The organism is Litorilituus sediminis, assembly GCF_004295665.1.
Lineage (GTDB): Bacteria > Pseudomonadota > Gammaproteobacteria > Enterobacterales > Alteromonadaceae > Colwellia > Colwellia sediminis.
In genome coordinates, this window is record NZ_CP034759.1 from 1,216,539 (window position 1) to 1,233,438 (window position 16,900).

The window sequence follows — 16,900 nt, forward strand, 5'->3', positions numbered from 1 at the left end:
TTTGTACTCAATAAAACAATCTAATTAAGTACTAAAAAGCATTTATCGTGCCAGCATTTTTTTGTTTTATTTCATTAAGATAGAAACTATTACTGTGTCAAAACACTGGCATCGTTGGCGAAAGATGGGGTTATTCTTGTGGTTTTTGTAAATCGTATTTACGCATTTTCTCGACTAAGGTGGTGCGGCGCATACCTAAGGTTTCCGCCGCTCGAGCAACGACCCAATCATGCTTAACAAGTGATTGCTTAATAAGAGATATTTCTAAATCGGCTAAATATTCTTTTAAATTAATGCCATCATCAGGCAGCAAAGCACTATCGTTACTTTGACTGATAATCGGCTCATCTTGCGTTAACGCTTCAGCAGGCTCACTGTCAATATTTTGCTCATCTTCATAATCAAAGCCAGCAAATAATTCATTAATAGCATCTTGCTCTTGTAACTCTTCTGGGTATTCCGGTTGATAAGCCTCAACGTCAATATGCTGATACTTAAATGGTAACTCGGCAACATCAACGATTTGTTCACCATACATGATCAACATACGCTCTATAAGATTAGAAAGCTCCCTAACGTTACCTGACCATGGGTGTTCCATTAATGACTCTATCGCTTTCTCAGTAAAGCGAACTGTTTTACCTTGCTCATGCTCAAAACGAGTTAATAGCTCTTGCAATAATAAAGGTACGTCTTCTTTTCTTTCCCTTAATGAAGGCGTTTCAATTGGGAAAACATTTAATCGATAAAACAGATCCTCGCGAAAATCGCCTGTTTTAATCATTTCTTCAAGGTTTTGATGTGTTGCCGCAATAATACGGACATCAGCCTTTAAACTTTTGCTGCCACCCACACGCTCAAAAGTACGCTCTTGAAGTACACGCAACAATTTGACTTGCATAGGCTGTGGCATATCACCAATTTCATCTAAAAATAAGGTGCCGCCTTCTGCTAATTCAAAACGACCTTTTCTTGCAGAGATCGCACCAGTAAAAGCGCCTTTTTCATGACCAAAAAGCTCACTTTCGAGTAGTTCTGCCGGTATAGCACCACAGTTCACAGGCACAAAGGCTTTATCAGCGCGATCTGATAGGTTGTGAATATTTCGAGCAACCACTTCCTTACCTGTACCAGATTCACCTAATACCAAAACGCTTGCTGGGGTTTTTGCCACTTGTTCAATTAAAAAGCGTACCTGATTCATCGGCTCACTCACACCAACTAACGAGCGGAATAAAGCACTACTTGCCAGCCTATTGCCTTTTTTTGGTAGTTTATTGTGATATTGATGACAATGATGAACCAACTCGGTCAACTGAGCGTAATTTAAAGGAATAGAAAGTAACCCCAAAACATTCGCGTTTTGGCTTAATGCGTTTGCATCCACAACATCATGTAATAGAAAAGGTAAACTTGGCTGAGCTTTAATATGTTTTGCCGTTGCAGTTGAAATATCACCCGCTAGCACAACACAAATTAAATGATCACTTTGTTTTAAATAATCACTTAACTGCTCTTGTGAACACAAGGTAAAGTGCTCGCCAACAAAGGACAATACCGTTGCCATTTGGTGCGCTCTGGCATTATCGTTATCAACGACTAGAATTTGTTTGTGTCCGTTTATCAATGACATATCACTCATAAGCTGTAACTTCTTTGCTCGTAAAGGAATCAAGTTTTTAATTTTGTTAGACAATTCAATCTTAGCGTTTACTGATATTATAGCAACAAAAAGTTGACGCTTTTTTACAAAAAACAGCCAAAATGGCAATTAATTGACGCTTCATACGTTAGCAAAACAATGCACATCTGTTTTTGTTTAAAAAACAGACAGGAACAGCTAAACTTATACATATGAACATAAACTCAATTGAAGGAGTTTATCTATGTCAGAGCTGGTATCTTTAAATAGTAATAGCACTATCAATAAGGTGTTAACTACCGCCAGTAAAGCGCTTAGTCAACAAGCTAATATTAGTGATGTCGATAAAAAATTAGTCGTTGATACTATTGCCATTTCCAAGCAAGGGGCTGAAATACAACAGCAAGAATCACAACTATCAGCCGCTACTAACCGCGAGATTGCCAACGATATGATTCGCGTCAGCTCTACCATAGGCAAAAGCCAATCTGTTGGTAATTTAACCAACAACCAAGCAACTGAACTATATGAGCAAATAGCCAAGCTGCTCTAACGCAAATTGTTTAAACGCTAATTACTTAACCTACCAGAAACAACTGAGTACTTTTGTTGTTCTCTCTCCTCTAACTAGCTCTGAGATGATTAAAACACTATTTCAATGACTATAAATGTTGAAAAATTCAACCAAATCAATAAATTTATTAACAAAGGAACAATATTTGCTAACTTAATTCATTAAATTTGCTACAGTATTGAAAACCATAGCGCTAATAAATCGAGAGATGGCTCATGACAACAATGTTTGATGACAAAAGTATCCTTATCACTGGCGGTACAGGCTCATTTGGAAAAAAATATGTTGAAACACTTCTAAAGCACCACAAGCCAAAGAAAATCATTATTTTTTCACGTGATGAATTAAAACAATTTGAAATGCAACAAGTGTTTAATCAGCCATGCATGCGTTATTTTATAGGTGATGTACGCGATAAAGAAAGACTTAACCGTGCTATGCGCGGTGTCGATTTTGTTATTCATGCTGCCGCCATGAAACAAGTTCCGGCTGCTGAATACAACCCTATGGAGTGTGTCAAAACTAACATCAATGGTGCTGAAAATGTCATTGATGCGGCACTGAATAATAATGTCAGTAAGGTTATCGCACTATCAACCGATAAAGCAGCTAACCCGATTAATTTATATGGCGCAACAAAGTTGGCCTCAGATAAAATATTTGTCGCAGCGAATAATATTTCCGGCGGTCATGAAACCACCTTTGCTGTCGTTCGTTATGGCAATGTGGTCGGCTCGCGCGGCTCAGTGGTACCTTTCTTTGAAAAGCTCATTAATGAAGGTAGCGATCATTTACCTATTACCCATATGGAGATGACTCGCTTTTGGATCACCTTGCAACAAGGGGTTGATTTTGTCTTAAAGAACTTCCAACGTATGCTTGGCGGCGAAATTTTTGTCCCGAAAATTCCTTCAATAAAGATATCTGATCTTGCCACCGCTATGGCACCAAATCTTAAGCAAAAAGAAGTGGGCATTAGACCAGGTGAAAAGCTACACGAAGTGATGTGCCCTGCAGATGACTCCTATCATACCTTTGAATATGATGATCATTTTGTTATTGCTCCGAGTATCATTTTCTCAAGCCGTAGTAATGACTTCACCGTCAATGCCATTAATGAGCAAGGTAAACCTGTTACGCAAGCGTTCGAATATAACTCTCGTGACAATGAGCATTACTTAACCATTAAAGAAATTCAAGAATTTAATAAACAAGCATGTCTATGATCCCATACGGCAAACAAGATATCAGTGAAGACGACATTCAACGTGTTGTCGAAGTGTTAAAGTCTGACTATATCACCCAAGGGCCAGTTGTTAGCCAGTTTGAAAGTGCAATCGCCAAACAATGCCATGCTAAATATGCCATTGCTTGTAATAGCGCCACTTCAGCATTGCATATTGCTTGTTTAGCCTTAGGTGTAGGCCAAGGTGATATTGTCTGGACCTCGCCTATCTCTTTTGTTGCCTCTAGTAATTGTGCACTCTATTGTGGTGCTAGCGTTGATTTTATTGATATCGACATCAACAGTGGCAATATTTCACCTGAAAAACTCACCGAGAAGTTAGCACAAGCACAAAAAAACAATACGCTACCGAAAGCGATTATTCTGGTTCATTTAGCAGGCCAGTCTTGCCAAATGGATAAAATTAAACAGCTGACTAAGCAATACAATATTGCCTTAATTGAAGATGCTTCTCATGCCATAGGCGCTCGTTATCAAGGTTACCCAGTAGGTAGTTGCCAGTTTAGTGATATCACTATTTTTAGTTTTCACCCCGTGAAAATCATTACCAGTGCAGAAGGTGGCATGGCCGTCACCAATAACCAAGAATTAGCGCGTAAAATGCAACGCTTACGTAGTCATGGCATCACCAATCAAAGCGATGAAATGACAGAGCCAAGCCACGGTCCTTGGTATTATCAGCAAATTGAGCTGGGCTTTAATTACCGTATGACAGAGCTACAAGCGGCGCTGGGGTTAAGCCAAAGCAGTAAATTAGCAAAATTTGTTGAGCAGAGAAATAACTTAGCAAGCTATTACGATAAGGCATTTAATCATAGCGCTATTACGCCATTAACGCCGCAAAGCGATGCTTACTCAGCCTATCATTTATATATAGTGCTATTACCTGAGTTAGATAAAAGCAAACATAAGCAAGTAATTTGTGCCTTGCGTGACCATAATATTTTTGCTCACGTACATTATATTCCTATTCATACTCAGCCCTATTATCAAAACTTAGGCTTTAATCTGGGTGACTTTCCTGTTGCTGAAGAGTACTACAACAGAGCAATATCATTGCCTTTATTCCCGCAGCTAACGGTGAAAGAGCAAGACTACATCATAGAAACCTTGTTAAATGTGATCAAATAGCATGAAGTTAGCGCTAGGAACAGTTCAGTTTGGCTTAAATTACGGCATCAGTAACCAGCATGGGCAAATATCAAAAGCACAAGTAAAAGACATATTAACGCACGCTAAACAACTGGGCATCAAAACCTTAGATAGTGCTGCAGCTTATGGCAATAGCGAACAAGTCATTGGCGAACTTACCGATGTACAAGACTTTGACATTATAACTAAAGTACCGGCATTAACGACTGAGCAAACCTCAATCATGCCCTATGTTAAGCAAAGCTTAGATCAACTGCAAAAACCTAGGCTTTCGGCGTTATTATTTCATCAGGCTGATAACCTTATTAGCCACCCAGATAAAGCAGAGCTGTACCAGCAGCTTATCGAGGTGAAAACACAAGGCCTAACAAAGCGTATTGGCGTATCTTTATACTCGCCAAGCCAGCTAACACAAATTAGCAAGCAATTTGCTATTGATATTGCCCAAGTGCCGATTAATGTCTTTGATCAACGCTTCTTATCACCACAATGCATTAAGCTTTGTAAACAGAAACAGATAAGGTTGCACGCACGCTCCTTATTTTTACAAGGATTAATTTTTTTTGATGCCGATAGCTTGCCCGCCTACTTTTCCCCTTTTAAGGAAAAGATAATCGCCTTTAAGCAATTAGCCAAACAGCTAAGCTGTTCAAAACTGACTTTAGCCCTTGCTATTGTGGCACAAGACTCGCATAACTATTTCGATGTAATTGAGCAGCTAGTCGTTGGTGTATGCAGCGTTAAGCAATTAGATGAAATAGTGCAGGCATACCAACAGGCACAAGCATTAAAAAGCTCAATTGATGAACTTGCTACACTTCAAGATGAACGTTTAGCTTTTATTAATCCAAGTATGTGGCCAGCAAAAGCAAATTAATATGACAGATACGTTAATCATTTTACAAGCCCGCACCTCCTCCACTAGGCTGCCAGGTAAGGTGCTATTGCCAATTCTAGACAAACCTATGTTAAGCCACCAAATAGCTCGGCTTAAAGGCATTAAAACAGCGCATAAACTTATTATTGCCACCAGTGAACTTGAGAGTGATGATGGCATTGCAGACTTATGCCAAGCATTAAATGTTAGCTGCTTTCGCGGCTCATTAGATGATGTATTAGATAGATATTATCAAGCAGCTAAAGCGAATAACCCGAATGATACAGTTAAAACCATAGTGCGAGTGACGGGTGACTGCCCTGTTATTGATAGTGAAATTATTGATAAGGTCATTAAATTATTTCATCAAAGCGGCGCGGATTATTGCTCCAATTGCGACCCTGCCACGTTACCAGATGGCTTAGATGTTGAAGTATTTACCTTTGCCGCGTTAACAAAAGCTTGGCACGAGGCAAAAAAACCTTCTGAGCGTGAGCATGTTACGCCGTATATTCGCAATAATAAATCCATATTTACTTGCGCAAATTACACGCACCCGAATGATTTATCTCACTATCGGCTCACCGTCGATGAAGGCGTTGATTTTGAGTTAATCACGCAAATATACCAGGCGCTTTACCCTATCAAACCAACGTTTAATTTAAGTGACATCATCACTTTATTACAGCAAAACCCTGAGCTTGGACAACTTAATCAACATATTATACGCAATGAAGGTTTAATTAAATCTGAGCTTGCCGATCAGGAACAACACCATGACTAGAGATTACTCGCAATCAAGCAAATTGCTGGCACGTGCAGAGAAAACCGTTCCCTTAGGCTCACAAACTTTTAGCAAAAGCCGTATTGCTTACCCTAAAGGTGTTTCGCCATTATTTATCGAGCAAGGTAAGGGCTGCCAAATTTGGGACGTTGATGGTAACCAATATACTGACTTTGTCAGTGGTTTATTATCTATTTCATTAGGTTACTGTAATCCAGCGGTAGATAATGCTGTAATTGAACAATTAAAATCTGGCGTGACCTTTTCTCTGCCCCATAAACTAGAAATGGAAGTAGCCGAGCAGTTAGTTGAACTCATTCCATGTGCCGAAATGGTACGCTTTGGCAAAAACGGTTCAGATGCAACCTCAGCTGCCATCAGGTTAGCGCGCGCTTACACACAAAAAGAACATGTTGCTGTCTGTGGCTACCATGGCTGGCAAGACTGGTATATAGGCTCAACCACTCGTGATTTAGGCGTACCTAGTGCGACCAAAGCCCTTACCCATAGTTTTGCATATAACAATATTGATTCATTAAAAGCGATATTTGCCGACAATAAAGACAGTATTGCCGCGGTTATTTTAGAGCCAATGAATCATCAGTTTCCGCAAGATGGCTTTCTTGAGCAAGTACGCGCACTCTGCACTGAGCATAACGCTGTGCTTATTTTTGATGAAACCATTACAGGCTTTCGCTATAGCATGGGCGGCGCGCAACAGCTGTTTAATGTTACCCCAGATTTAGCCACCTTTGGTAAAGGTATGGCAAATGGCTACCCTATTTCAGCCGTGGTCGGTAAAAAAGAGATTATGAGGTTAATGGAAGATATCTTTTTCTCGGGGACTTTTGCAGGTGAAACCTTGTCATTAGCAGCAACGAAAGCAACGCTCAATTTTATGCTCGAACATAAGGTTACCGAACATCTAAAACAATTGGGTGAACGCCTGCAATCGGGTTTAGCAGACATCATTGACCAGCTTGATGCCCATAGCTGGCTTAGTCAATCGGGTCACCCTGCATGGTCATTTTTAAATATTGCCGATAAAGCCCCGTACAGCGCTATTGAATTAAAGTCGCTATTTTTACAAGAAATGGCAAAACGAGGTATCTTGCTTGGCGGTGGTCATAACTTAAATTACGCCCATAAGGCCTCAGATATCGATACACTGCTAGTCGCTTATCAAGAGGTACTGACATTACTTGCCAAGACCATTAAGCAAGAAAACTTTGCCAGTATGTTCCATGGCGAGTTACTAGAGCCGGTATTTAAAGTAAGGTAACACCAAGATATTATGCATATAGCCTTTCGCGTCGATAGTTCCACACTAATAGGTTATGGTCATGTTATGCGCTGTTTAACACTAGCGCATGCACTAGCAAAATTTGGCTGGCGGATAAGCTTTATCAGTAAAACGCACTTGGGCAATATCAACCATATTATTACAGCCCATGGCTATCAGTTACTTGAATTAGCAAAGGGCTGGCAAACCGTTATTCAGCAAGATACAAGTACCTGGCTTGCCTGCACACAAGCGCAAGATGCTGAGCAAACCATTAACTGTCTTAAAGAAAACAGCCCGGTTGACTGCTTAATAGTTGATCATTACGCAATTGATTTGCAATGGCAGCAACTATTACGCCCTTATTGCAAACAGTTGATGGTCATTGATGATTTAGCAAATCGCGCTTTTGACTGTGACTTATTGCTTGATCAAACACTTAATCGAACCGCTAGCGCTTACCTGCCACTAACACCTGAGCCTTGCCAATTATTACTTGGGCAAGACTATATGTTATTAAGGGACGAGTTTGCTAAAAGCCGCAGCACCGCCAAAACGCACCGACAAGCTGCCAGTAACAACTTAAAAGCCAGCAATATTTTAATTTCCATGGGTGGCAGCGATCCTGATAACTTGTCATACACTGGCTTATTGGCACTAGCTAAGCTAAGACAAGCGTTACCAGAGGTTTCAGCAAGCTTAGTACTTTCAAGTCAATCAAAGCATCTTGAGCAACTTAAACAGTTTTGTCAGCAGCACACTTGGTGTCAACTTATCACAGATAGCAACAATATGGCTGAGCTGATGTTAACTGCTGATATCGCCATTGGCGCCAGCGGTGCGACCGCGTGGGAAAGATGCTGCTTAGGCTTACCTAGCTTGTTAACAATCAATGCCGATAACCAAAACTTAATCAGCAAAAATTTAGCCGAAGCTGGTGCAAGTATTAGCTTAGGTTGGCATGAAGATATTGACAGCGAAGTTATCTATCAAGCACTCTATCAATTAGTTGATGATAAACAGCGCTATCAAGCTATGGTTACAGCATGCTTTGCTAGCTGCGATGGTCAAGGCGCGACAAAAGCGGCATCTATAATACGAGACACCTTAACGGCAGAGGTTAATTAAATGGCAACTAATCCAGCTAAAAAGCATTTTCAGACTATCTCGGTATTAGTCGATAATGATTCGTGGATTTTACCCTATGCTCAGCAGTTAGTAGACCAGCTATCTGCGCATTATCAATGCCAGTTACTTCGTCATGCCAAGGATATTCCCCAAGGCGATGTCTGCTTTTTACTCGGCTGTGTTCATTTATTGACGAAAGATATTTTAGCACGCAATCAATACAACTTAGTTATTCATGAAAGCGCCCTGCCTCAAGGCAAAGGCTTTGCCCCTATGGCTTGGCAAATATTAGACAAACAAAACACTATACCTGTGTGCCTAATTGAGGCCGACGAAAGTGCCGATTCAGGAAAAATATGGTTACAAGATACCATAAGGCTAACGGGCAATGAATTACACGACGAGTGGCGCGCCAAGCAGGGCGAAATCAGCGTAAAAATGGCGCTAGATTTTATCGAAAACTTCTCAACGCTGTCAGCTAAGCCGCAACAAGGTCAAGTAAGTTATTATCCTAAACGCACCCCAAAAGACAGTGAGCTTGATATTCACCGCTCCATTGCAGAGCAATTCGATTTATTACGCGTGGTGAGCAATCAAGACTACCCTGCGTTTTTTATCAAAGATGGCGTTAAATATAAACTAGAGATCTCTCGTGATGAACCCTAACCACCACTATATCGTGGCCACCATCAAAGACTGGCATATCGAGGCTTTTAAGCACTATAGTAAAGATTTACCGGGCAACTGGCATTTAATCACAGATAAAGCACAGCTAACGCCACAATTTTTAAGGCAAATCTCACCTAAATATATCTTCTTTCCCCATTGGAGCTGGATAGTTCCTAAAGAGATATTAACTCAGTTTAACTGTGTCTGCTTTCATATGACTGACTTACCGTATGGCCGAGGTGGCAGCCCCTTACAAAACTTAATTGCTCGAGGTCACCAAGAGACTAAGCTAACGGCATTAAAAATGACGGAAGAATTAGACGCTGGCCCTATTTATTTAAAAAGTCCGTTATCATTAACAGGCAGCGCCCAGCAAATATTTGAGCGCTCGGCATTACTTACCGCAAAAATGATCACTAGCATAGTCGAGCTGCAACCAGAGCCAACACCACAAACCGGTGCAGTGACACACTTTAACAGAAGAACACCTGAGCAAAGTGAAATTCAAGGAAATGAATCCTTGGATAAGCTTTATGATGTCATCAGAATGCTAGATGCTAAAAGTTACCCAAAAGCTTTTTTACACTATGGTGATTTTACCTTACACTTTGAAAATGCTCAGTTAACTGACGATAGCCTTACCGCCTCAATTAGCATTAGTAAACGAGAAAAATAGTCATATGACAGATAAATTTATTACCATAGACAATAAAAAAATTGGTGCTAACCATAAGCCTTATATTATTGCTGAATTATCAGCAAACCATAATGGCAAAATCGATAAAGCCCTTAAAGCCATTGAAGTGGCTGCGCAATGTGGCGCCGATGCGGTAAAAATTCAAAGCTACACCGCAGATACCATGACCATAGATTGCGACAAAGACGACTTTCAAGTCAAAGGTGGTCTATGGGATGGTTATAAACTTTATGATTTATACCAATGGGCGCAAACCCCCTTTGAATGGCATCAACAACTATTTGCCAAAGCCAAAGAAGTCGGCATTACCCTATTTTCTACCCCGTTTGATGAATCAGCCGTTGATTTGTTAGAAGCGCTTGATGCGCCAGCCTATAAACTCGCCTCATTTGAGATAACCGACTTACCACTAATAAAGCGCATTGCGCAAACAGGTAAGCCAATGATCATTTCAACTGGCATGGCTAACCTTGAAGAAATAACAGACGCGATTAACACCGCCAAAGACAATGGCTGTAAAGAGTTAGTGGTTTTACATTGTATTAGCGCCTACCCTGCTCCGTTTGAGCAAGCAAATTTAGCCACCATAGCAGATATTGCAAAGCGCTTTGATGTTATTGCAGGCCTTTCAGATCACACCTTAGGCACTGTGGTTTCTGTGACTAGTATCGCCTTAGGCGCCAGCTTAATTGAAAAACACTTTACCTTAGATAGAAACGACAAAGGCCCAGATGCCGAGTTTTCCCTTGAACCAGATGAGCTAAAACGCTTGGTTGAAGAAACTCAGGCGGCCCACCAAGCACTTGGCGTAGCAGGCTATGAACGCAAACCAGTAGAGCAAGCCAGCATGAAGTTTCGCCGCTCATTATACTTTGTTAAAGATATAGTCAAAGGCGAGCAAATAACCGAGCAGCACATTAGACGTATCAGACCTGGCTATGGCATTGCGCCAAAATATTTTCAGCAACTGCTAGGTAAAAAAGTCACACAAACAATCACGCGAGGAACAGCTGTTTCTTGGGATTTAATCGACAGTGAGAAAGGCGATGAACAATAAACAACAAAGGGTATTGGTTGTCGCTGCACATGCCGACGATGAAGTACTTGGCTGTGGTGCTACCATTGCCAAACACATTGCCAATCAAGATAAAGTAAAAGTTATCTTTATGACCGATGGGGTTGGCGCACGCGATAATAGCTCAGTTCAAGAAAGCCAAGCGCGCACTTTAGCACTAACTAACGCGATGACAGCTTTAGGTGTCACCGACTACCAATGCTTTGATTTTCCAGATAATCAAATGGATACCGTAAGTTTACTGAGTATTGTTAAAGAAATTGAGCAAGTAATCGCTGAGTTTCAACCGAGCATTGTCTATAGCCACTTTGGCCATGATCTGAATATAGATCATCGCATTACCCATCAAGCAGTGATGACAGCTTGTCGCCCAATTAAAGGCCATAGCGTCAAAAAAATATTATCCTTTGAAGTGCTCTCTAGTACTGAATGGCAATCAGCCAGTGCGCCAAGCTTTAAGCCACAGTATATCGTGAATATCAGTCAATTTTGGCCGCAAAAATTACAAGCATTACAAAGCTATCAGCAAGAATTAAGAGCCTTCCCACATAGCCGCAGCCTTGAGTGTATCGAAGCGTTAGCAACACTACGCGGTGCCAGTCACGGTTTTGAAAAAGCAGAAGCTTTTCAAGTGGAAAGAATACTTGCGCAATAGCTGAGCACTTAAGTTAAGCTGAGCTTAACAGCAATAAAAATGGCATTTAACTTGCTAAATATTTGCCTATAAAGAATAAAACGTACCTGGAAAATGAACTATGCAAAAATGTACCGCGTGTAACCTGCCAGAAACTTACGAAACCATTGAGTTTGATGAAAACGGCGTTTGTAATATTTGTCGTCAAAAAGAGTTTAAGGATGAAAAAATTGACTGGCAACGACGTGCTGAAATGCTATCTCGAGTAATCGAAAAACACCGTGGAAAATATGAGTACGATTGCATCTTACCTTTTTCTGGCGGTAAAGATTCAACCTATACCTTATGGTATTTAGTTAAACACTATAAAATCAGACCTTTAGTTGTACAGTTTAATCATGGTTTTATGCGCGATACCTTAATGGAAAATAACCGCAGAACCTTTAAAAAGCTCGGTGTTGACGTAATATCTTTTACGCCAAACTGGAAGCTAGTAAAACGGTTAATGTTAGAAACCTTAGTGCGCAAAGGTGACTTTTGCTGGCATTGTCATACTGGTATTTTCGCCTACCCTATGCATATTGCCTTAAAATACCAAGTACCACTCATTTTTTGGGGTGAGCCATCCTCTGAGTACACCGCCTATTACAACTATGAAGATGACGAAATAGAGCAAGTAGATGAAACACGCTTTAATCGCTTTATCAACTTAGGTATTACTGCCGAAGATATGTACTCTATGATAAAAGATGATTATCAATGCGATCCAAGAGAGTTAACACCTTACACCTACCCTAAATTAAGAGACTTGAAAAAGTTAAAGTATCAATCGGTTTGTTTAGGCTCATATATTCCTTGGGATGTAAAAGAAAACACCAAAATAATTCAACAAGAGCTAGGTTGGCGTGGCGATCAAGTTGAAGGTATGCCATGGGATGAATACTCGTATGAAAAAATCGAGTGTTCTATGCAAGGCATGCGTGATTACATTAAATACCTTAAACGTGGCTATAGCCGGGTAAGTCAAATGACTGCCCTAGATTTACGTAATGGCCGAATTGCCAAAGAGTATGCAGATAAATTAATTGCTGATTATGAAGGCAGAAAACCACCGTCGTTAACGCTATTTTTAGAATACTTAGGCATTAGTGAAGATCAATTCAACCACATTGTTGCTAAAACTGTGGTACCGCCATTTAAGCCTGACTTTGAAGGCATGGAATATGCGCCCAAAACTGATGATTTTGATCGTTGGTATCGCGAAGATGAACAAGATCGCGGTATTATCTTTAAAAACCCAGTATAGAAAATAGGAAAGCAGTTAACTACATGATTGGAATACTTAATATCGGCCTAGGTAATGTACAGTCTGTTTATAATGCCGTTTACGAAAATGGTTACGATCCCATTTTCGTTAGCAAGCCTGAAGAGCTAGAACAGTTGACTCATTTTATTATGCCTGGTGTCGGTAACTTTTCTGCTGTTATGCATAGCCTTGAGCAACTTAAGTTAGTGCCTGCAATACAAGCACTTATCGCGCGCGGCGTACCAACCTTAGGTATTTGTTTAGGTATGCAGCTATTAGCAACATCAGGTGAAGAAGGTGGCCTATGTAAGGGCTTTGATGCCATTGCCGCTAAAGTTAAAGCTATCCCAAATAGCAATAACCTAAGAGTACCTCATGTTGGCTGGAATGAAGTCAAGTTTACCCAAGAACACCCTGTTTTTGCCGATATCAAAGACACGAGAGATTTTTACTTTGTCCATAGTTACCATATGGAGTGTCTCAGCGGCGATAATATTATTGCAACAACGGATTATGGCAGTGATTTAGTCTGTGTTGCCGGCAATAAAAACGTGATAGGCGTGCAGTTTCACCCGGAGAAAAGCCAAAAAAATGGTATGCAGCTATTAGAAAACTTTTGCGAATGGGACGGTGAATTTCATGCTTAAAAAACGCATTATTCCTATGATGCTTCTACTTGATGAGCAGCTAGTAAAAACCTGTCAATTTGACAGTTGGCGCAATGTTGGCGACCCAGTAAAAAGCGCTAGCGTCTACAACTCTCAGTACACGGATGAGCTGGTACTACTTAATATAAACCGTGACAACAGAAGCCTAGAGCAATTAGCTAACCTAATCACGCAAATATCAGAAGTAAGCTTTATGCCACTTGCCGTCGGCGGTGGTATTAATAGCTTTGACGATGCCAGTTATCTTATTAATAAAGGTGCTGATAAAGTGATTATTAATTCTAGCGTTTATAGCAAGCCCGAATTAATCACCCAAGTTGCCGATAAGTTTGGCCAGCAAGCCGTTATTGTTAGCATAGATGTTAAACGCTCAACTTCAGGTGAGTACCAAGTCTATTCCCACTGCGGAAAAACACTGGAAAATATCAGCCTAACTGAACATATACAGAACTGCCAACAAGCCGGTGCAGGTGAGTTTATGATCCAGTCAATTGAGCATGATGGCATGATGCAAGGCTTTGATATTGAGCTGTTAAAACAAGTCATGCTAATTGCTAATGTGCCCGTTATAGGTTGTAGTGGCAGTGGTGATTATCAGCATTTACGTGAAGCATTTATTGAAACCGATGTTAGCGCACTCGGTTGTGGTAGCTTGTTCAACTTTTCAGACAGTAACCCCATTCGCGCGAAAAACTACCTCACAAATTATAATATTGCGTTTAAAAAGGTGTAACTATGAGCCAAGCAACCAGTAATTTTGCCCAATTAAAACATATCGTATTAATTGGTGGTGGCGACCTTATGCTGGCGAGCGCGCAAATATTTCGCCAACTAAACTACCAAGTAAGCATTATTGCCGCACTTCGTCACCTTGATGAGCCATTAGTTCTAAGTGCTACCACCCTAGCGAAGTTTTGTCAGCAAAATAGTATTGCTTTACATAGCACTGCAGATATTAATCAATTAACAGCGCAAGAGTTAAATCACATCATTCCAGCACAAGCCATGGCTATTTGTTTTGGCCCTGCTTGGGTGTTTCAAAAACATATTATTGAGCAATTTAATTTTGGTATGTTTAATATCAACGCCATTCCTATCCCGCATTATTTAGGTGGTGCTCATTACACTTGGCAACTCCTTAATAACAATAAAGAAGGTGGCTGTTTTTTCCAGCAAATCACCACTGAGCTAGATCAAGGTGATATCTTAGCTCAGCACAACTTTACCATCAGTGATAATGCCGTAACGCCTGATGATTACTTTCAAGAAAATGTTGCGCAAGGAAAAGTGTTTATAGCGTCTCTCGCTCAAAAGTTTAAGCAAGGTGAGCCTTTACAGCATACTCCTTATCAAACACTCAACAGCCACCGCCTTTACCTGCCAAGACTACGAACCGATAAGCAAGGCTTTATTAATTGGCAATGGCAGGCGAAAGACATTGTCTCTTTTATTCAGGGCTTTAGTGCCCCCTATATAGGTGCAGCAACCTTTATTGATGGCCAAAAGGTACGTTTAAAAGCTGTTAAGCTCATTACGCTATACAGTAAAACAGGCCAACTAATAGCCCCGATGCACCCGTTTGCTCAGGGCTTAATAATACGTAAAACCGCCACAAGTATTGTTGTTGCCGCAACAGATGGCTTTATTGAACTGATAAGTATTGAAAATGAGCAAGGTAACTGCGTAAAAAATCAATTAAAAGAAGGTATGAGATTACACACACCGCAAGCTGAACTTGAGCAAGCACTAAGTTATCAAGTGGTTATCGATGGCACAGGCTTTAAGGATTAATATGAGTGTTTTATCATTAGTTGAAAAGCTGTTTCCTTTTAGCTACTCGATAACCGGCTCAGGCAACGATGAATCAATACCCGTTTACCAAACTGAGCTTAATTTTACTGTACATGAATACGCCTCAAATCAAAGCCTTAATGGTTGGTATATTCCTGATGCTTGGCGCGTTATTAAGGCGCAAATATTTCACAACGAGCAGTTAATCTATGATGCCTGCACATCACCATTAGGTGTTGCTATCCTTTCACCTAGCTTTAGCGGTGAGCTATCGTTAACCGAGCTTAATCAACATCTTATCAGCTGTGAACAATTACCTGATGCAATACCCTATCAATGGCAAAACTTATATCGCCCCAATGAAATTAGCTGGGCGCTTTGCATGCCAGATAACATAAAGCAAAACTTACCAAGCGGTAATTATCAAGTAATACTAGAAACCAAAAATAGCGCCAGTACCATGAAAGTATTGGACTACTTTCTACCGGGGCAAAGTGATGAAACCATCATTATCAATGGTCACAATTGTCATCCCTTTCAAGCCAATGACGATATTTCTGGCTGTGCCGTTGCTATCAGGGTAATACAAGCGCTAAAACAGCAAGCAAAACTAAAATACAGTTACCGCGTCATTATTGCCCCTGAATTACACGGCCCGATGTTTTGGCTTAATGAGCTAACAAAACAGGAAAGAGAAAAATTAACTGGTTGTATCTTATTGAAATCAGTGGGTAATAAAGCTGATATGCGCTTACAGCGTAGCTACAATGATGATAGTGCATTAGATTTAGCGGCACAGAATGCCTTTACAAAGCGCTATCAAACCTTTGAGCAAGGTGCATTTCGCACCATTTACGGTAACGATGAAACCGTATTTGAAGCACCACCTTTTAATATTCCAACCATTTCATTAACCCGTTGGCCATTTAAGCAATATCACACTGATTTAGATACCCCAGAGACCCTGTGCGAACAAGCACTGCAAGATAGTGTTGATTTAGTACTAGATATTATTGCTAGCTATGAAAAAAATGAAAGTACTGTTTCATCTCCTAACGAATATCTATGCGAAAGCGGTAACATTGCCACTGAGGCTAAGTATCAGCAAACGTATCAACGTAACTTTGACGGCTTAGTGTGTTTATCGGCCTACGGTTTATATAAGTCAATACCGCAAGTTGACAGCTCTGGCGTTGACTATAGCTCACTGTCTGGCCGTTGGAATACGCTAATGAACTGCTTGCCAAGAGAGATAGAAGCCAAACAAAATGTTGCGCAATTGGCAGAAAAATATCAGCTACCTGTTGAAGGGGTTTATCAATACCTTGAATTGTGGGTAGAGAATAACTTATTAATAAAAGAAAATAACTAACTT

Annotated in this window: 17 protein-coding genes; 16 read left to right on the forward strand and 1 reads right to left on the reverse strand. The window is 40.5% G+C overall.

What is annotated here, in order from left to right; translation table 11 throughout:
• Positions 1–130: 130 nt before the first annotated feature.
• Positions 131–1,642: a sigma-54 dependent transcriptional regulator gene (locus EMK97_RS05490; RefSeq protein WP_425462182.1), complete on the reverse strand. Its 1,512-nt coding sequence runs from the start codon at positions 1,640–1,642 to the stop codon at positions 131–133.
• 244 nt (positions 1,643–1,886) lie between these two features.
• On the opposite strand from EMK97_RS05490, the gene EMK97_RS05495 reads away from it, so the two are divergent.
• The 16 genes from EMK97_RS05495 to EMK97_RS05570 all read left to right on the forward strand — a co-directional run bounded on the left by EMK97_RS05495 (position 1,887) and on the right by EMK97_RS05570 (position 16,897).
• Complete coding sequence (locus tag EMK97_RS05495; RefSeq protein ID WP_130600161.1) at positions 1,887–2,195, forward strand: hypothetical protein; 309 nt, start codon at positions 1,887–1,889, stop codon at positions 2,193–2,195.
• A gap of 245 nt (positions 2,196–2,440) precedes the next feature.
• Entirely contained in the window at positions 2,441–3,442 is a 1,002-nt protein-coding gene (gene pseB / locus EMK97_RS05500; protein ID WP_130604389.1) for a UDP-N-acetylglucosamine 4,6-dehydratase (inverting), read from the forward strand.
• Positions 3,439–4,593, forward strand: coding sequence for a UDP-4-amino-4,6-dideoxy-N-acetyl-beta-L-altrosamine transaminase (gene pseC / locus EMK97_RS05505; protein WP_130604390.1), 1,155 nt, complete (start codon positions 3,439–3,441; stop codon positions 4,591–4,593). The genes pseB and pseC overlap by 4 nt, the downstream gene beginning before the upstream one ends.
• Position 4,594: 1 nt before the next feature.
• Positions 4,595–5,491 carry an aldo/keto reductase gene (locus EMK97_RS05510; RefSeq protein WP_130600163.1) on the forward strand — a complete coding sequence of 299 codons (897 nt, stop codon included), beginning with the start codon at positions 4,595–4,597 and terminating at the stop codon, positions 5,489–5,491.
• 1 nt (position 5,492) lies between these two features.
• On the forward strand, positions 5,493–6,275 hold the full coding sequence (locus EMK97_RS05515) for a cytidylyltransferase domain-containing protein (protein ID WP_130600165.1): 783 nt from the start codon (positions 5,493–5,495) through the stop codon (positions 6,273–6,275).
• Entirely contained in the window at positions 6,268–7,557 is a 1,290-nt protein-coding gene (locus EMK97_RS05520) for an aminotransferase class III-fold pyridoxal phosphate-dependent enzyme (protein ID WP_130600167.1), read from the forward strand. The genes EMK97_RS05515 and EMK97_RS05520 overlap by 8 nt, the downstream gene beginning before the upstream one ends.
• A gap of 12 nt (positions 7,558–7,569) precedes the next feature.
• Entirely contained in the window at positions 7,570–8,685 is a 1,116-nt protein-coding gene (pseG, locus tag EMK97_RS05525) for a UDP-2,4-diacetamido-2,4,6-trideoxy-beta-L-altropyranose hydrolase (protein ID WP_130600169.1), read from the forward strand.
• Positions 8,686–9,351: a formyltransferase family protein gene (locus tag EMK97_RS05530; RefSeq protein ID WP_130600171.1), complete on the forward strand. Its 666-nt coding sequence runs from the start codon at positions 8,686–8,688 to the stop codon at positions 9,349–9,351.
• Positions 9,341–10,030, forward strand: a complete 690-nt coding sequence (locus tag EMK97_RS05535) for a formyl transferase (protein WP_130604391.1) — start codon at positions 9,341–9,343, stop codon at positions 10,028–10,030. Before EMK97_RS05530 ends, EMK97_RS05535 begins: the two co-directional genes overlap by 11 nt.
• Positions 10,031–10,034: 4 nt before the next feature.
• Positions 10,035–11,108: a pseudaminic acid synthase gene (gene pseI, locus EMK97_RS05540; protein ID WP_130600173.1), complete on the forward strand. Its 1,074-nt coding sequence runs from the start codon at positions 10,035–10,037 to the stop codon at positions 11,106–11,108.
• Positions 11,098–11,781 (forward strand): PIG-L deacetylase family protein, encoded by a 684-nt coding sequence (locus EMK97_RS05545; protein ID WP_130600175.1) that lies wholly within the window; start codon positions 11,098–11,100, stop codon positions 11,779–11,781. The genes pseI and EMK97_RS05545 overlap by 11 nt, the downstream gene beginning before the upstream one ends.
• A 100-nt stretch (positions 11,782–11,881) precedes the next feature.
• Entirely contained in the window at positions 11,882–13,066 is a 1,185-nt protein-coding gene (locus tag EMK97_RS05550; protein WP_130600177.1) for an N-acetyl sugar amidotransferase, read from the forward strand.
• A 23-nt stretch (positions 13,067–13,089) separates the two neighbouring features.
• The gene (gene hisH, locus EMK97_RS05555; RefSeq protein ID WP_130600179.1) at positions 13,090–13,713 is read left to right on the forward strand and encodes an imidazole glycerol phosphate synthase subunit HisH; all 624 of its coding nucleotides are present in this window, start codon (positions 13,090–13,092) and stop codon (positions 13,711–13,713) included.
• Positions 13,706–14,467, forward strand: coding sequence for an imidazole glycerol phosphate synthase subunit HisF (hisF, locus tag EMK97_RS05560; protein WP_130600181.1), 762 nt, complete (start codon positions 13,706–13,708; stop codon positions 14,465–14,467). Before hisH ends, hisF begins: the two co-directional genes overlap by 8 nt.
• Positions 14,468–14,469: 2 nt before the next feature.
• Positions 14,470–15,525 carry a formyltransferase family protein gene (locus EMK97_RS05565; RefSeq protein ID WP_130600183.1) on the forward strand — a complete coding sequence of 352 codons (1,056 nt, stop codon included), beginning with the start codon at positions 14,470–14,472 and terminating at the stop codon, positions 15,523–15,525.
• Position 15,526: 1 nt separating this feature from the next.
• Positions 15,527–16,897, forward strand: a complete 1,371-nt coding sequence (locus tag EMK97_RS05570) for a DUF4910 domain-containing protein (RefSeq protein WP_170176724.1) — start codon at positions 15,527–15,529, stop codon at positions 16,895–16,897.
• Positions 16,898–16,900 lie beyond the last annotated feature (3 nt).

Excerpts from the sequence above, each read along its gene's own strand:
- EMK97_RS05490 (WP_425462182.1), bottom strand. The coding sequence starts at position 1,642 with ATGAGTGATATGTCATTGATAAACGGACACAAACAAATTCTAGTCGTT.
- EMK97_RS05495 (WP_130600161.1), top strand. The coding sequence starts at position 1,887 with ATGTCAGAGCTGGTATCTTTAAATAGTAATAGCACTATCAATAAGGTG.
- pseB (WP_130604389.1), top strand. The coding sequence starts at position 2,441 with ATGTTTGATGACAAAAGTATCCTTATCACTGGCGGTACAGGCTCATTT.
- pseC (WP_130604390.1), top strand. The coding sequence starts at position 3,439 with ATGATCCCATACGGCAAACAAGATATCAGTGAAGACGACATTCAACGT.
- EMK97_RS05510 (WP_130600163.1), top strand. The coding sequence starts at position 4,595 with ATGAAGTTAGCGCTAGGAACAGTTCAGTTTGGCTTAAATTACGGCATC.
- EMK97_RS05515 (WP_130600165.1), top strand. The coding sequence starts at position 5,493 with ATGACAGATACGTTAATCATTTTACAAGCCCGCACCTCCTCCACTAGG.
- EMK97_RS05520 (WP_130600167.1), top strand. The coding sequence starts at position 6,268 with ATGACTAGAGATTACTCGCAATCAAGCAAATTGCTGGCACGTGCAGAG.
- pseG (WP_130600169.1), top strand. The coding sequence starts at position 7,570 with ATGCATATAGCCTTTCGCGTCGATAGTTCCACACTAATAGGTTATGGT.
- EMK97_RS05530 (WP_130600171.1), top strand. The coding sequence starts at position 8,686 with ATGGCAACTAATCCAGCTAAAAAGCATTTTCAGACTATCTCGGTATTA.
- EMK97_RS05535 (WP_130604391.1), top strand. The coding sequence starts at position 9,341 with ATGAACCCTAACCACCACTATATCGTGGCCACCATCAAAGACTGGCAT.
- pseI (WP_130600173.1), top strand. The coding sequence starts at position 10,035 with ATGACAGATAAATTTATTACCATAGACAATAAAAAAATTGGTGCTAAC.
- EMK97_RS05545 (WP_130600175.1), top strand. The coding sequence starts at position 11,098 with ATGAACAATAAACAACAAAGGGTATTGGTTGTCGCTGCACATGCCGAC.
- EMK97_RS05550 (WP_130600177.1), top strand. The coding sequence starts at position 11,882 with ATGCAAAAATGTACCGCGTGTAACCTGCCAGAAACTTACGAAACCATT.
- hisH (WP_130600179.1), top strand. The coding sequence starts at position 13,090 with ATGATTGGAATACTTAATATCGGCCTAGGTAATGTACAGTCTGTTTAT.
- hisF (WP_130600181.1), top strand. The coding sequence starts at position 13,706 with ATGCTTAAAAAACGCATTATTCCTATGATGCTTCTACTTGATGAGCAG.
- EMK97_RS05565 (WP_130600183.1), top strand. The coding sequence starts at position 14,470 with ATGAGCCAAGCAACCAGTAATTTTGCCCAATTAAAACATATCGTATTA.
- EMK97_RS05570 (WP_170176724.1), top strand. The coding sequence starts at position 15,527 with ATGAGTGTTTTATCATTAGTTGAAAAGCTGTTTCCTTTTAGCTACTCG.